Below are 15,325 nucleotides of genomic sequence, written 5' to 3'. Positions count from 1 at the left end.
ATTTATTGTTTAAGAAGTTGAGATGTAACTCGTAGCGATATGTCTCGATTTCTTCTTTGCAAAAAAATGTTGGGCCAGGAATGTTTAATCCCGAGAAATAAGAAGGAATTTACGACAATTGATCTTCAAATTTTTGTGACCAAGTAGGTTTTGTACAACATCAGCTTATTTCCGAAGGGATTGCTCCTGATCCCACCATTTATACGGATTCCATGTGAGTGGGATATGACTCAAAGAGTTGTGTCCCACTTACCAAAATAGTTACCTTTTATACAATCCAATCCTGTTATTCAGCACTATTATTCTATTGTCCCATTCGTGTACTATTTGTAGGAGTAAACAAATGAGGATTGATTTTGAGAAGTAATAGTAAAACAATAGACGTCGCAATTGCTGTAGCCACACCACTTAACCCATTCATCACGAGAGAAAACAACCAAGGATTCATTCCCCACAGGGCAAAACTTCCCCAGAATAGAACGCCTGCAATAAAATGCCAGAAATAACGCATCAGTGTGCCAAAAAAAGACGCATATAGAATGATTCGACCACTCTTTGTGTAGTCTTTCTCTCCGATTGCTTGTTGTAGTTTCCCGCTATAAACTCCAGCAAATCCAGCAAATCCAAAAGCTAAAATATACTCAATAATCACTTGTGCAGGCATTAAATAATACACTTGCGCCAATGGAAAATGCAGCAATCCCCAGATAAACGCAGAAAAGAATCCAGCCTTTGTTCCTCTTCTCAACGCATAAAGAGTCAAAGGAATCATTCCCAGTGAGATAGAAAAACTACTCCCAATATTTGTTGGAATAAGGGATAAAACCATTGCAATTGCAGCTACAATCGTTCCCTCAATCCAAACGCGTAATTCTGATGTTCTTTGCATAAAAAAAATCCTCCCTTTAGAACGACCAATTCACAAAGGAGGAGTAAAAGTATTTATTTACTCCATCACAATTCCTACGCTCGTACTAACGAACAGGTTCAAGGGTTTAGAGTGGTTACTCATTCTCAGCCATGGCTCCCCTTTGTGATGGGTTCTATTTAATTTTTAGTGGTTATCATAGGATTGACAACATCAGAATCGTACCATGCTCCTCTTTAAAAGTAAAGGAATTAGGCATTTCAATCTTATCAGACCACTTGAACCCAACAACGTGTTTGCGGCTTTCTTCTGGTGGGTACATCCTATTGACAGTTCCCCCCTCTTTATAGAAAATATAGGCCATCTCGATATCGTCTACTTCAAAACTAGATACCTCTAATGGATTATACGGAAACTTCATATCTCGTTCACATAAACTTTTTTTCGATCCATGCCAATTTTTTTATCTTTTCTGTAGCTTAGATCGTTTCAAATTCGCTTTTAGAGACCTATTTAAACTCTACTTTACAAACCATTTTATGCTCCTCTTTTCTGTTTGATATAGATTATTATTACGGGAGAAGTTTTTAACAACAACGAATATAAATGAAACGATTTTTTCACAAAGTACTTGGAATCCGGAAGAGCGAAAACGCCTTCATTAGACTTCGGTAGAAACGAATGTTTCATTAATTAACGATGCAAATCTCTCCATTTCGCTCATCAAAGCGTTCAGGATCGCATCTTCTTTGGATTTTTCACATTTATTTAGCAATAAATACCTAGAAAATGGCGATGTAGTTTGCTATAGTGAAGATGTTTGAAAAATATAAATTAGAGGTGGACAATGAAAAAATTAGTTAGAGTTAGTATGGTTTATATGATAGTTGGATTGTTAGCGGGTATTTTTTATCGTGAATTTACAAAATGGAATGACTTTACTGGCGAAACACAACTTAGTGTTCTACACACACATATTTTGATTTTAGGTATGTTCTTTTTCCTGATTGTTTTACTTTTGGAAAAAAACTTCCAATTGAGTAACGAGAAAAACTACAAAAAATTCTATATGATTTATAATATGGGGCTCGGTATCACTTTATTGATGATGATCGTTCGCGGTAGTTTACAAGTATTGGATTATCCAGAATCTGCAGCAATAGCTGGAATAGCTGGATTAGGACATATTATAATCACCGTCGGATTAGCTTATTTCTTCCAAGTTTTATTTCAAGCAGTCAAAGAGTAAGTTGATACGATATACAACTCTTTAAAAAATTTATGTTCTCACTGTATGGTCATTCGTTTAACCGTATAGAACATATTAAAAAGTACGCCCCTAAAGATAGAACAAAAAAATCTACCTTTAGGGGCGTACCCTATTTTTTTTCTTTGGAAACAATAAGGTCTTAAAAGATCCATCCAATGTTGTAACTAACAATTGACTAATGGACACTTGATGCTACACACATACTATTCTAAATTTAATTGTTTCTTCAATGCCAATGTAACTTTTTCTTTTTCTGTTTCAGGAATAATTTGATAAGAAATACCTTCCTCACCCGTATAACCATCACCAGTAAAGTCTTCGCCTTGCATTTGATAGCTTTCAATGTTCTCTAGTGCCTTTTGATAATTTTTCATCAACAGCATCATTTGATCTAATGTCATATCTGTCTGGCCATTTTCACCAATAACATCTAACAACTCTTGATAACGAAATACACTTTTCATCGACAGTAATTCTTTAGTCAACTGAATCGTCACTTCTCGCTGTCTTTTTTGTCTACCGTAATCCCCTAGCGGATCTTCATAACGCATCCTTGCGTACTGTAAGGTTTCCCAACCACCTAGATGCTGTTCCCCTTTAGGATAATGGATTCCTTCGGCGTCAAAGGCAAAATCATTATTAACAGTGACGCCTCCGACAGCATCACTTAATGCAGCTAATCCATCCATATTGATCACAAAATAATGATTGATTGGGATGTCTAAATAATGCTCGATCGTATCAATCATCATTTCCTCACCACCAAAAGAATGCGCATGATTGATTTTATCGTATGCCCCTTCTTTTCCAATAATTTCTACGTAGGCATCTCTAGGTATGCTTGTAATCGTTGTTTTCTTTAATTGATCATTAACTGTCACGACCATGATCGTATTTGCTCGAAAATCTGTTTGACGCTTTGAGTCATTTGCAATGCCTAGAAGTAAAAAACTTACGGGTTCACTATTGTTCAGTTCTACTGGCTTGGTGTTTCGATTCAGTGGTTGATATATTTTATCTGCTGTTTTTTGCACATTCTTAAACACAGTCGCGCCATATGCAGATGCACCTGCAACAGCCAATAACACAAGTGTTAAAGCGCCTAAAATCGTTTTTTGCACAAAACGTTTTTTATCATCTGACGTTGAAAATGTCCTGTTAAGGAACATTCTTTGAAGGCAAACGTACGAAAGATTTACCCATGAAAAACTTAAAAGAAATCCACCAATAACATCACTCGGATAATGGACTCTCAAATAAATTCGACTTATTCCAATCAAAACAACATAGAGGATCAACATCGTTTTTAAAAGTTTGTCTTTTCTTTTCTGTGTCACTAACAAAATTGAGCATACCAAGCACATAGCTAAAAGTGAATGACCACTTGGAAAACTGTATGACGAACGCTCAGCTAACTGCGACACATCAGGTCTTGCCCTTGCAACAATATGCTTTAAGATAAACCCCAAAGCACTAACAACCAAAACGTTACTACTCAGCCAAAATGCCAATAATGGTTGTTTTTTCCGCCAAAGTAAAAATGAACTAATTAAGCTTACACTAAAAATTGGTACAATGGTTGCCGTCTTAGCAAACAGATTCACACTGCTCGTAATCATCTCGTTTGGTTTCCAATTAAATTGATAAATCGCTGAATCAATCTGATGAAACCACGAGACATTCTGAACAACTAAAAAGGTCAGCACCACAAATAATATGGTACTTAAAATTGCGGGGGTAAACTTTTTTTCTTTATACGTATTCATGTTTAAAATCCCTTCATTTCGTAAATTAAATAACATCACTTACACATTGTCAGTATTCCTAAAAAAACACAAGTAGGCCCAATAACATTGCACGATCAGTCAATACATTCATTATTCGCCAAAAGAAAAAAGCCAAACATTTTTTTCCTAAGACGTTTGACTTTCAATCAATCTCATCGTCTGAGTTTTAGCACTATACAACGTAAAGAAACATTCTTAGCTATTTTATGAAAAGCCTTAATTCGACCATTCCTGTTTTACACATTGGCGTCTTTCGACGTTTCTGCGCAATAGCCTATGTTTGTATAGGAGCCTCACCTAACAAGGTTATTTATCTATTTATTTTTTTAAGAATACCGTTGACAAAGTTTTTTTTCAAGTTATTTTAAGGGACTTTATTTTTTCTTAATCAATATTAAGGAAGTTTTTTTTAGAAAAAAGAAAAGACTGAGACATCACTCTATGAGTCATATCTCAGTCTCAAAGAATCCGAAAAACCGGTAGGAGCAGAAACAACTCCCTCTTCTTTCAACTATTGTTTATTGATCTAGCTCTTCAAATTGAGAATTATAAAGCGATGCATAGTAGCCACCAGCAGCAAGCAACTCTTCATGTGTTCCTTGTTCTTTGATATCTCCGTCTTGCATATAAAGGATTTTATCTGCATCTTTAATTGTTGACAAACGGTGAGCGATAACGAACGATGTGCGGCCAGCCATCAAGTTATTCATGGCGCCTTGAATCAAGCCTTCTGTCCTTGTATCAACAGAAGACGTTGCTTCGTCAAGAATCAAAATCGGTTTGTCCGCTAAAATAGCGCGAGCAATGGTTAATAATTGTTTTTGACCTTGAGAAATATTAGAAGATTCTTCATTTAATTCCATATTATAACCACCTGGTAAGGTTTGGATAAAATGATGAACATGGGCAGCTTTTGCCGCTTCATAAACTTCTTCATCTGTTGCATCTAACCGACCATAACGTAGATTTTCCATGATAGTTCCTTTAAATAGCCATGTATCTTGTAAAACCATTCCGATATTTTTGCGTAAATCTGCACGGTTAAAGTCTTTGATATTGTATCCATCGATTTTGATCGCACCAGATGTTACATCGTAAAATCGCATCAATAGTTTGACCATTGTTGTTTTACCTGCACCAGTCGGCCCAACGATTGCCACTGTTTGACCAGGATCAACGTGTGAACTGAAATCATTGATGATGATTTTGTCTGGCGTGTAGCCAAAACGAACATGTTCAAAGTCGACCATTCCTTTGGCTTTGTCAAGTTTAACTGGGTTTGGTACTGTTTGTGCTTCTTCATCTTCTTCTAAGAATTCAAAGACACGTTCAGCTGATGCTGCCATTGATTGAAGTAAGTTTGAAACTTGCGCCAATTGAGCAATAGGTTGTGTCAAGTTACGAACGTATTGGATAAAGGCTTGGATATCTCCAACTGTGATTGTACCGTTATAGGCTAAAATCCCACCAAAAATCGCTACAGCAACATAGCCTAGGTTTCCTACAAAATTCATAATAGGTTGCATTAAACCAGAAAGAAATTGTGATTTCCAAGCTGATTTGAATAAAACGTCATTTTGCGTTTTGAATTCTTCAAGAGAGTTTTCTTCATCATTGAATAGACGTACGATGTTGTATCCACCGATTGTTTCTTCGACTTTACCATTGATAACCCCAAGATATTCTTGTTGTGTTTTAAAGTATTTTTGCGAATTTTTCACAACAATTAAAATCAAGATCATTGAAATCGGTACAATCAAAATAGCAATACCGGTCATTTGAACAGAAATCGATAGCATCATGACAATAACCCCAATGATGGTAAAGACTGATGTGATCAACTGAGTGATGGATTGGTTTAATGACTGTCCTAAAGTATCTACGTCATTGGTGATCCGAGATAATACTTCACCCGTTGTACGACTTTCAAAATAATTCATTGGCATGCGATTGATTTTTTCTGAAATTTCTTTACGCATCCGATACGTTATCTTTTGCGAAATCGTTGACATGATCCAGCCTTGAACAATCCCGAAAACAGATGCCACTAAGTAAAGTCCTAACATAAAGAGTAAGATTCCACCAATTTTATTGAAATCAATACCACCGGTTCCTTGATATTTTTTAATCAAGCCATTAAATAATTCTGTGATTGCTTGTGATAAGATTTTTGGACCCCAAATGTTAAATACAGTTGAAGCAATTGCAAAGATCATTACAAAGAAAACGGGTATTTTATAAGCACCAATATAGGAGATTAATTTTTTTAGTGTTCCTTTAAAATCTTTGGCTTTTTCCACTGGAGCGCCTTGTCCAGGTCCGCGTCCGCCACGAGGGCGATTTTGTGTTTGTTCTGCCATTATTATTCGCTCCTCCCTACTCTGCTTCTTCTATGCCTAATTCAGCATTGCTCAATTGTGATTGGGCAATTTCTTGATAGACAGTGGATGATTTCATTAGTTCATCGTGTGTTCCATGACCTACAACACGACCTTCGTTCAATACGATAATATTATCTGCATGAAGAATCGTAGAAATTTTTTGTGCAACAATGATTTGAGTTGCCCCTTTTATATTTTCAGATAGCGCTTTTCGTAACGCTACATCCGTTTTATTATCTAGTGCTGAGAATGAATCATCGAAAATCAAGATTTTAGGATTTTTCGCTAAGGCACGTGCAATGGATAGACGTTGTTTTTGTCCACCAGAAACATTATTTCCGCCTTGAGAAATTTCTCGGCTATAGCCTTTTTCATTTGAATCGATAAATTCTTCTGCTTGGGCTATTTCAGCAGCTTTTCTCATTTGTTCATCTGAGATATTTGCATCGCCAAACTTGATATTTGATGCAATATCACCTGAGAACAAGATTCCTTTTTGCGGCACAAATCCAATAATTTCATGTAATTTGTGTAAGCTCAATTCACGAATGTCTATTCCATCAATCGTGATTCGACCACCTGTTACATCAAACAAACGCGGAATCAGATTCACAATTGTTGATTTACCTGAACCAGTTGAACCGATAATTGCCGTTGTTTGCCCTGGTTTGGCTGTAAAGTTAATGTGGTGCAACACATCTTCATCGGCATCTCCGTAACGGAATTCTACACCTTCGAATTTCACTTCGCCTTTAAAGTCATGATCATCTTTAGGATGTTCTGGATCTTTGATTGTTGGTTCTGTTTCAAGTACTTCTTCCACACGACCAGCAGCTACGTTAGCACGAGGTAGAATAATTGAAACCATTGACAACATCATAAAGGCCATAACGATTTGCATCGTATACGTGATGAACGCCATCATATCCCCAACTTGAAGTTGACCGTTATTCATGTTATGTCCGCCGACCCATACGATCAGCACAGAAATACCATTCATCAAAAGCATCATTACAGGCATCATGATCGACATTGCGCGGTTTACAAATAATTGTGTCTTCATTAAATTCGTATTCGCAACATCAAAACGTTTTTCTTCAAATTTCTCACGAGAAAAAGCTCGGATAACAGGAAGTCCTGTAATGATTTCACGTGATACTAAGTTCACTCTGTCGACTAAATTTTGTAACGCTTTAAACTTAGGCATGGTTGTTAATAATAGGCTTAAGACTAACACTAGAACAGCCGCAACAGCGACACCTACGATCCATCCCATACCTGTTCCTGTTTGGTAGACATTATAGATACCGCCTATCCCTAAGATCGGTGCATACAAAACAATTCGCATGATCATCACGATTCCCATTTGCATTTGTTGGATGTCATTGGTATTCCGTGTAATCAATGAAGCTGGAGAGAATTTCTCCATTTCAGTGTTCGAAAATTGCAATGTTCGTTCATATTGACCAACACGCAAATTTCGCCCAACAGATGCGGCCACGAGTGAGGCAATCAACCCAACAATAATCGCAGCAACCGCTGAAATCAAGGTTAGAAGAACCATTTTCGTTCCTGTTTTGACCATGTAATCTGTTTGGATCTGTTTCGTATTCATGTCTAATGCTTTATATTCACTAAGGGTCAATTGGATCCCCACAGTTTTCATTGAGTCTTCGCCTAGGTCACCTAAGCTCTTCTTCGTTTCGTTACGAGCTGACTCGACTTTGGCTGGCATAGCATCCGTTGTCGTTTTGATTGAATCAGCTAAGGCTTTTGCTTCAGCACCTTTTGCTTGTGCTTTGGCTGCTAATTCTTGTGCTTCAACACCTTTTTCAGTTGCAGTCGCAACATCTGTAGCAGCAGCTGCCTCGGCACCCGCTGATTTAGCTTGTTCGCCTAAAGCGGTCGCTTCTTCACCAAGTTGTTTTGCTTTAGCAGCATCTTCTCCAACTTTTTTATAGTCTTCAATGATTGCTTTTGCCTCACTTGCATTTGATGAGTCTTTTGATTGAGATGACGCTAACATCATCATTGGTAAATTAAAGATGTCTGCTAATTTAGCTTCAGTCATGCCATCTTGAAGGTTTAATTTATAGACTTCAACCTCTTTGCCATCGATTTTTTCAGTTGTTAGCTTATAGTTATCTTCTATTATTTTTTTCTCGTCATCCGTCATGAACATTTCAATTCCTTGAAGGGATGTTTTCCTGATTTTTTCAGGTGTGGAATATTCAAGCCCTCCTTGTTGAATACCGACATCGACGATACCCGATGTTAATTTTGGTAAGCTTAAATCACTATTTGCCTGTACAACTAAAAGCACAAGAACTGCGATGACCGCATACCAGTATTTGCCGAGATGTTTGAAAATCTTCACTATTGGTCACCTTCCTCTTTCTGGGAAATTTGTTGGGAGTAGTCTACGAATTTCGCCGTTAGCTCGATGAACTGATTCGTATCTTGTTCTCCCATTAGTTTAAAAATCTGAACGATCTTATCACGCATCTCTTTCTTTTGTAACTTAGCTGCTTTTTTACCGCACTCCGTTAATGTAACATTGATACGACGGCGATCATCAGGATCCATCTTACGTTCGATTTGACCCTTTTTTTCTAAACTTCCAAGAACGACCGCAATACGAGCGCTTGATAGGTTCAGTGATTCAGCTAGATGTTTTGGACTAGTTGGTTCACCGTAACGTGCCAAAAATTTGATCACGATACTTTCACCTTGGTTACTTTTTTCTAGTCTGCTAAATGCACTATGTCGATTTTGAACCATTAAACGCATAAGCTCTTGTTCGGCTTCTTCTGCGAATGACATATGACTCCTCCTTTTTTCAAAATAATTACTTCCTCCATTAATAGCTAACAGTGTTAGTAACTAATGCTGTTTGATATTAACGCAAATAGGTTTTAATGTCAATAGTATTGGTTTAAAAATATAAATGAATACGGTTTTATTCCAAAATATTAAGAAATTGTTCTCAATTTCATATGATTTATTTGGGTGAAATGATAAAAAAGGTGGGATATGACTCTACGAGTCACACCCCACCTCTAAGGAATCCAGATAAACGGAGAGAATAGAAGCAACGACTACGCTTTGCTTCCGTCTCCATCTCTTTTTAATTACCCCTATTGATCAAAAAGCAATTATCGTTGATATTTCCCTTCTTTACTAGACTAAATACTAGTCTTATTCCGCATTCAACGCAGCCATCGTAATATAGTTATAAGGTTGATTAAAATGTGGTAAAAAGAATAAATCAAGTAACTTTAATTCATCAATAGTCATTTGCTTTTGTATAGCAAGTGAGAATAGATGGATCGCCATTGAAATATCTGCTCTTGATGACATTTGCGCACCGATAATTCGTCGTGATCCTTTTTCATACACAATACGAATCGAAACTGAGTCGTTTGAGGTCATAAATGCTGGTTTTTGCAAATCTGTATAGTCAGTGAATAAAACGTCTAGTTGATGTTTTTTTGCTGCTTCTAAGGATAGACCTGTGGAAACCATATTTAAACCAAAAATAGAAATACCATTTGACCCTTGAACACCAATTGATGCAAGACTTGTGCCACCAACATTGTGACCTGCGACGATTCCAGAACGTACGGCGTTCGTTGCCAACGCAATATAGGTCGTTTTTCTTAACGCATTGGAGTATAGAGTAGCACAATCTCCTACTGCATAAACTGAAGGATCACTAGTTTGCTGATTTTCATCAACAAGATAGGCACCATTTTCAAATAATTCCAACTGTTCCTTGCCTAACTCATTATTAGGTAAAAAACCAATAGCATTGATAACGAGATCAACCGGATACTCCCCTTTATTCGTTACGATGGCTTCTACTTGTTTTGAGCCCTTATAGGCAGTAGCGATTTCACCAAAATGTAGTTCAATACCGTTCCCAGATAAATTACGATCCATTTCATCTGTAAACTCTGGGTCATAATAGTTCGACAACGAGCGTGGTGCACCATCAAAAAGCAATACCTGCTTCCCACGGCGCTTGATGGCTTCAGCGATTTCAACCCCAATATAGCCAGCGCCGATAACGGCGACTTTTCTGACCGAAGTCAATCCCACTAAGTCATCGACTGCTTGTCCATCTTGAAACTTTTTTAAAAAATGAATATTTTGTAAGGTATTGCCTGGTATTTTTGGGGCTATCGGAACAGAACCTGTCGCTAATATCAACTTATCATATTCCTTGCAAAAGGTTGTTCCATCACTGGCTTTACAATAGACCTTTTTAGCGTAAAAATCAATTTTTTCAACTGCTGTTTCTAAATAAATGGTCGCACCTTTCGCTTCAAATTCTTCCTTAGTCGCATAAAATAGCTGATCCGATGAGTCAATTTGTCTACCTACCCAAAGTGCCGTTCCACACCCTAAATAACTAAGATTCGAATTTTTATCAATCATTGTCACATCTTGGTCTGGATAATGATCTAGTAAAGCGTTAGCTGCCGCGATTCCGGCATGGTTTGAACCAATAATAATCGTTTTTTTCATTTGTTACCTCCATTTTTTTGAATAAAGAAGCGAAACACATAAGCTTTAGCAGTGCTTCGCCTTTTCAGATTTTAGTTATTATGCTTGTGTAATCGGTAAAATAGTTTCAACTTCTGAATGCGGACGTGGAATCACGTGAACAGATAATAATTCACCTACACGTTGCGCTGCTGCTGCGCCTGCATCTGTAGCTGCTTTTACAGCGCCAACATCTCCGCGTACCATAACAGTCACGATGCCACCTCCAACTAATTCTTTTCCTACAAGCGATACGTTAGCCGCCTTAACCATTGCGTCTGCTGCCTCAATTGAACCGATTAACCCTTTCGTTTCGACCATTCCTAGTGCATCTGATTTCATTATAATTTCCTCCTAAGATTCTATCTATTATTTTTTTTGATCACAATTTCAGTATTGGGCGTTAACCCCAGTGCATTTGCTTCTTCTGTATCAATGTGGCATTCTAAGCCGGAATTTTCGACCGCTCGAATGATAACATTCGCTAAACTGCCACCTCGTTCACCTGGTAATTCAATCGTTACAGACTCACCGTCATGCACACCGAATTGAATTGCCTCATTTGGCAACATGTGAATGTGACGTTTTGCGACAATCACACCTTCAATAATTTCGGCAGATCCTTTAGGACCAATTAATGTGATGCTCCCCGCCCCAGTTAAATCGCCAGATAAACGTAAAGGAGCTTTTACTCCTAATTTAAAGGAATCACTTTGTAAAATTTCTACTTGAGTTTGTTTCCTCACAGGACCTAGAATGCGTACTTTTTCTATTGCACCTTTTGGTCCGCAGATCATCACTGTTTCTTTACACGCAAATTGTCCCGGTTGAGACAGATCCTTCAATTTTGTTAACTGATAATCGTAACCAAATAATTTTTCCACATCTTTTTGAGATAAGTGGATATGGCGATTGGAGATACCTACTGGAATCCGTCGAGGTTCCGACGTTATTGCTGTTTGAGTTTGGTTTGTTTCAGCCAATTTCTCTAGCAATGTTCCCAGTAACTCTTCATAATTATCCAACTTCATCATTCCTTTTCCAGTTAATTCATACTCGCTAAGACTTGACGAACAACATTTGCTAATTTTTCTACATCCGTATCATTGATTGTCTTGTTCTCTGTCGGCAATGATGTTGTTGCAGTGGCTTCTGTTTTTCCATAAGTAAAGGTTGGATCATCTTGCACTAATGTAGTAATCTCTTTTAATCCGTATGCAACTTTTTTGATGTTTAATAGATGTTTTGGGCCAACGTTTTCTGAAACTGAACTACCACCAAAAGTCCCACAACCTAAGGTAAACGAAATCGGTAATCCTGTACTGATACCAGTTCCACCTTGGCTACCTCCTGTGTTTACTAAAATTCGTGAGGCAGGTTTAGCGGCAAATTTTAGTACGATAGCCCGATCATTGGTATGGAGACTCATTGTATGACCAATCCCATTTTGCAACAATTGAATACTTAAGTCACACGCTTCTTCCCAGTTATTGACAACATAAAACGCTAAAACCGTTGTAAGTTTTTCAAATGATAAAGGATAGCCTTGACCAACTCCACCTTGCGCGCCAATCAGGACTTTCGTTTCTGCTGGGACGCTAATTCCTGCAGCTTCAGCGATAACGGTCGCTGCTCTTCCCACAAATTTCGCATTCATTGCATACCCATTTTTGAAAAGTAATTTGCAGACTTTATCCGTTTCTTCTTCTGACATAAAGTAGCCACCTTGTGCTTTTAATTCTCGAATAACAGCTTCTTTGTTGACTTCTTCACAGATTATCGATTGTTCTGACGCGCAAATTGTGCCATTGTCAAATGTTTTAGACGCTATGATTTTGGCTACTGCACTTTTTACATCTGCTGTTCGTTCGATATAGGCTGGTGAATTACCAGCACCTACACCTAGGGCTGGTTTTCCTGAACTATAAGCGGCTTTAACCATTCCAGGACCACCTGTTGCAATGATCAAGCTGACTTCTTTAGCATGTAGTAATTCGTTAGTGCCAGCCATTGTTGGAATAGACAAGCAACTAATGATTCCATCTGGCGCTCCTGCTGCTACCGCAGCACGATTTAATAAGTCGGCCGCTTTTTTAGTACATCCAACCGCTGTCGGATGTGGTGGAAAAACAATCGCATTTCGTGATTTCAAAGCAATCATTGCTTTAAAAATAACTGTTGAGGTGGGATTCGTTGAAGGAATGATTCCTAAAACTAATCCAACCGGTTCAGCCACATCAAAGGTACCTTTTTCAGGATTTTCTGATATGATCCCGATGGTTTTCTCGTTTTTGATTTCATCATAGAGTAACTGGGATGCCGCATGATTTTTGTAAGTTTTGTCTATCACCTTACCAAAGCCTGTTTCTTCGACCGCTCGTTCAGCTAAACCAAGGGCATATTTACTCGCGGCTGTCTTCATATTTTGTAAAATTTGGTCAATTTGTTCTTCTGAAAAAGTAGCGATTTTATCTGCGGCTTCTTTCCCTTTACGTGTCAAATCGCGGGCTTCTTGAACAGAACGTAAATCTTTATCGAACATTTCCATTTGTATTCCTCTATTCGTTAATTATTAAACTATCCATTAGCGCTTTGATCAGTTTTTCTTTGTTTGCACGATGGATATTTTTTTGTGGGATGCTAAAATTAGGCTGCTCTTTTGCTAATTTTCTAAGTTCAGTTACTTTCATTTGCTGCAATTCATTCAGTACTTTTTCTTTTGGCTCTTGTTCAACCATTTCCTTTACTTCTACTATTTCTATTCGCTCTTCTTCCGGTTCAGGTGCCTTTATCTCTTCTATTTTAGTGACTTCTTCCACGAAAGAGAATGCATCGATATCTGGACGTGGAATGACATGAGAACCAGCTAAAAGTCCTTCTCCTAAATACAGAACACTTGCAATTGCCGCTTGTATAGCTGTTTCGACTGCTGCGACATCGCCTGTGATCAGCACCGTATTTAGACCACCACCAACCTGTTTTTTACCTAAACAATGAACTTCGGAAGATTTCAACATGGCATCTGTGGCTTCGATCAAAGCCAATAATCCTCTAGTTTCAATCATGCCGATTGCTTGATTCATTTTCTACACCCCACTTTTTAATTTTCCAGATAAAATCGTTACTTTTTCTGTCGTAGACCACTGAATAGCCGAGTGTTGTGGAACATAAATAACGTCCCCTTTGTTTGCAGCGAAAACGGCCCCTTCGATCGTCACGTGAAGGTCACCTTCCACCACATAGTTTACTGACTCAAACGTGTCTTCTTCGTTAAAATGACCCGTCTCAATTTCTAAAAGTCCAAGGTTAAAATGACCTGCCCCTGCTGTTACAATTTCTCTATACCTGACATTTTCAACGTCATCATTTAGAGGTGAAAGTTTGATTGTAGAGCCCCGAATAATTTTTAATCCACTCGAGTGTTCTTGATAGTCAAATGGACGATCCTGGAACTCACTCATGCCAGTTTCAATCAGCAGTTTTTTTAATAAGGACACGAACTGATCTTTCGTAATATCTTGAGTATCAGACATTGAATGATCATTTTCTGGTTTAGTTTCTTTAAACGTCATGTGGTATTCTTCTGCTAAATCTTTGGCAGAAGGGGTGATAATCGTTTGTTTATCAGTCAAAACAAGTTGAGTTCCTTCACTATGAAGTATTTCTATATCTTTTGCACAAATCAGTTTCTTCATTTTGTCACACTTTCTTTAGACAGATTCACAACTTTCATCGATGATCCCAATTACTGCAGCATCTACAGGAATAGCATCATCTTCTAACATACGTCTGGCTGCTGATCCTGTCGCGATGATCACTCGATCGCCTATACCTGCGCCTATCACATCACAGACAATCATGCGTTCACCCTCTCTAGAACCTCCAGAAACTTCTGCAAGCATCAGCTTGAGACCATTTAACTTTTCTGATTTTCGGGTCGCCCAAATCGTATCCATCAGTTTTGCGGTTACCATAGGCGATCATTTTCTTTTTTCTTGATTTCTTCCATGGCTGCGATAACGGAAGCGGTATCCCCAAAAATAGCCAATAAAATCATATTTTGTGGGCAACTGCCTCGAATGTCCTCTACTGTGACTCCAACGGCTTTTTCAGCAATATCTGCGGCACAAACCATCTCAATTAATTTACCTTGAACTAATCCTACAGCATCCGGAATACCTAAATTATCTTTTGATCCTCGTCGACGATTTAAAATGGCCAATGTCCCTTCGCCAGGTGTCTTGATAATACGACAATCCATTTTGATTCCTCCTCGTATAAAAGCGTAGCGGGCTCGTCCAGTCTCGATAGAAAAAGAGGAAAAAGAGATTGAGACGCTTTTTGTCTCACTCTATTTTTATCTTTTTTCCGAGAGACTAGCCCGCGAAGCTAGATATGGTAACAACGTTCCGCTTCACCTTGTACTTTTCAACATCAGTTTACTTCGTTCGCTGTGTTTCAAAGCAAAAGC

General features: G+C 38.1%; 15 protein-coding genes and 2 riboswitches. Of the genes, 1 reads left to right on the top strand and 14 read right to left on the bottom strand.

The window, feature by feature from the left end:
* Window positions 1-304 precede the first annotated feature (304 nt).
* Both thiT and IGJ34_RS05835 read right to left on the bottom strand, forming a co-directional pair.
* Window positions 305-889 carry an energy-coupled thiamine transporter ThiT gene (gene thiT, locus IGJ34_RS05840; protein ID WP_206834561.1) on the bottom strand — a complete coding sequence of 195 codons (585 nt, stop codon included), beginning with the start codon at window positions 887-889 and terminating at the stop codon, window positions 305-307.
* A gap of 54 nt (window positions 890-943) precedes the next feature.
* A riboswitch (TPP riboswitch) is annotated at window positions 944-1,041 on the bottom strand.
* A gap of 23 nt (window positions 1,042-1,064) precedes the next feature.
* On the bottom strand, window positions 1,065-1,289 hold the full coding sequence (locus tag IGJ34_RS05835; RefSeq protein ID WP_430598353.1) for a hypothetical protein: 225 nt from the start codon (window positions 1,287-1,289) through the stop codon (window positions 1,065-1,067).
* 426 nt (window positions 1,290-1,715) lie between these two features.
* On the opposite strand from IGJ34_RS05835, the gene IGJ34_RS05830 reads away from it, so the two are divergent.
* Entirely contained in the window at window positions 1,716-2,117 is a 402-nt protein-coding gene (locus IGJ34_RS05830) for a DUF2871 domain-containing protein (protein WP_069654575.1), read from the top strand.
* Window positions 2,118-2,341: 224 nt separating this feature from the next.
* On the opposite strand, the gene IGJ34_RS05825 is transcribed toward IGJ34_RS05830, so the two are convergent.
* The 12 genes from IGJ34_RS05825 to IGJ34_RS05770 all read right to left on the bottom strand — a co-directional run bounded on the left by IGJ34_RS05825 (window position 2,342) and on the right by IGJ34_RS05770 (window position 15,115).
* Entirely contained in the window at window positions 2,342-3,904 is a 1,563-nt protein-coding gene (locus tag IGJ34_RS05825) for a phosphatase PAP2/LCP family protein (protein ID WP_069654576.1), read from the bottom strand.
* A gap of 165 nt (window positions 3,905-4,069) precedes the next feature.
* A riboswitch (M-box (ykoK) riboswitch) is annotated at window positions 4,070-4,237 on the bottom strand.
* A 206-nt stretch (window positions 4,238-4,443) separates the two neighbouring features.
* Entirely contained in the window at window positions 4,444-6,285 is a 1,842-nt protein-coding gene (locus IGJ34_RS05820; protein WP_069654577.1) for an ABC transporter ATP-binding protein, read from the bottom strand.
* 16 nt (window positions 6,286-6,301) lie between these two features.
* Window positions 6,302-8,683, bottom strand: a complete 2,382-nt coding sequence (locus IGJ34_RS05815) for an ATP-binding cassette domain-containing protein (protein WP_430598352.1) — start codon at window positions 8,681-8,683, stop codon at window positions 6,302-6,304.
* Entirely contained in the window at window positions 8,683-9,129 is a 447-nt protein-coding gene (locus IGJ34_RS05810; RefSeq protein WP_069654579.1) for a MarR family winged helix-turn-helix transcriptional regulator, read from the bottom strand. The genes IGJ34_RS05815 and IGJ34_RS05810 overlap by 1 nt, the downstream gene beginning before the upstream one ends.
* 375 nt (window positions 9,130-9,504) lie before the next feature.
* Entirely contained in the window at window positions 9,505-10,836 is a 1,332-nt protein-coding gene (gene nox / locus IGJ34_RS05805; protein ID WP_430598351.1) for a H2O-forming NADH oxidase, read from the bottom strand.
* Window positions 10,837-10,914: 78 nt separating this feature from the next.
* Entirely contained in the window at window positions 10,915-11,196 is a 282-nt protein-coding gene (gene eutM / locus IGJ34_RS05800) for an ethanolamine utilization microcompartment protein EutM (RefSeq protein ID WP_069654581.1), read from the bottom strand.
* A gap of 20 nt (window positions 11,197-11,216) precedes the next feature.
* Window positions 11,217-11,888: a phosphate propanoyltransferase gene (locus IGJ34_RS05795; protein WP_430598350.1), complete on the bottom strand. Its 672-nt coding sequence runs from the start codon at window positions 11,886-11,888 to the stop codon at window positions 11,217-11,219.
* Window positions 11,889-11,899: 11 nt separating this feature from the next.
* On the bottom strand, window positions 11,900-13,402 hold the full coding sequence (locus tag IGJ34_RS05790; protein ID WP_430598349.1) for an acetaldehyde dehydrogenase (acetylating): 1,503 nt from the start codon (window positions 13,400-13,402) through the stop codon (window positions 11,900-11,902).
* A 10-nt stretch (window positions 13,403-13,412) separates the two neighbouring features.
* Window positions 13,413-13,937, bottom strand: coding sequence for a BMC domain-containing protein (locus tag IGJ34_RS05785; protein WP_430598348.1), 525 nt, complete (start codon window positions 13,935-13,937; stop codon window positions 13,413-13,415).
* 3 nt (window positions 13,938-13,940) lie between these two features.
* Window positions 13,941-14,549: a cupin domain-containing protein gene (locus tag IGJ34_RS05780; protein ID WP_206834590.1), complete on the bottom strand. Its 609-nt coding sequence runs from the start codon at window positions 14,547-14,549 to the stop codon at window positions 13,941-13,943.
* A 15-nt stretch (window positions 14,550-14,564) separates the two neighbouring features.
* The gene (locus IGJ34_RS05775) at window positions 14,565-14,828 is read right to left on the bottom strand and encodes a EutN/CcmL family microcompartment protein (protein ID WP_069654584.1); all 264 of its coding nucleotides are present in this window, start codon (window positions 14,826-14,828) and stop codon (window positions 14,565-14,567) included.
* The gene (locus IGJ34_RS05770; RefSeq protein ID WP_010765381.1) at window positions 14,822-15,115 is read right to left on the bottom strand and encodes a BMC domain-containing protein; all 294 of its coding nucleotides are present in this window, start codon (window positions 15,113-15,115) and stop codon (window positions 14,822-14,824) included. The genes IGJ34_RS05775 and IGJ34_RS05770 overlap by 7 nt, the downstream gene beginning before the upstream one ends.
* Window positions 15,116-15,325 lie beyond the last annotated feature (210 nt).

It is taken from the genome of Enterococcus sp. AZ177, from assembly GCF_050544585.1.
Classification (GTDB): domain Bacteria; phylum Bacillota; class Bacilli; order Lactobacillales; family Enterococcaceae; genus Enterococcus_L; species Enterococcus_L plantarum.
This window is presented reverse-complemented; position numbering and strand designations above follow the sequence as displayed.